Genomic DNA, 586 nt, shown 5'->3' with positions numbered 1-586 from the left:
TAAGCCTGTACACGCTGATGGTACTGCAACCGGGAGGTTGTGGGAGAGTAAGTCACCGCCGACACCAAACAACAAAAAGATAATTACATATTGTTTCTGGTAGTCCCCGAAAGACCACCACCCCACGGTTATGTGGGTGGTTGGTGCTTTTGGGGATTACTAGTCGTTTTACCCCCGCTCGTGTCTGCGATATGTACTCTGTCGAGCAGGGGTTATGTGTGGTGGGGTGTGTGGGTTTTACCCCTGGTGTCTTTGCGGGTGGGTAGTCTCTAGCCTTGTTAGACGAAAACATATTCGACACATTGAAGGGTGTAGTACACCCCGGGGGGATTCGACCACAATGAGTACACCACCACCCACCACCACAGACCACGAGCCAGTAGACTACGACACCAATACTGATCCTGATACCGACACTGATGCTGAGGCAGGAGAACCGGTAGTCTTTTATGCCACCAACACTCCAGACAATCCTATTGCTGCAGCTGGAGTACAAGCCCGGAAGAACTCCTGGGGCCCGAACCCCGGAAAGTGGACACGGGGATTTAATCAAGATGCGATAGTAAGTGTAGCTGATCCGGCGGCT

1 pseudogene is annotated in these 586 nt (G+C 52.2%); it reads left to right on the top strand.

Going from position 1 to position 586, the window contains the following annotated elements:
* Positions 1–340: 340 nt before the first annotated feature.
* A pseudogene (locus ABRP93_RS11665) lies at positions 341–586 on the top strand (hypothetical protein); the annotation flags it as partial.

It is taken from the genome of Corynebacterium sp. KPL2850, from assembly GCF_040225855.1.
Taxonomy (GTDB): domain Bacteria; phylum Actinomycetota; class Actinomycetes; order Mycobacteriales; family Mycobacteriaceae; genus Corynebacterium.
The sequence above is the reverse complement of the archived record's forward strand: the minus strand, read 5'-3'. Positions and strand labels throughout refer to the sequence as shown.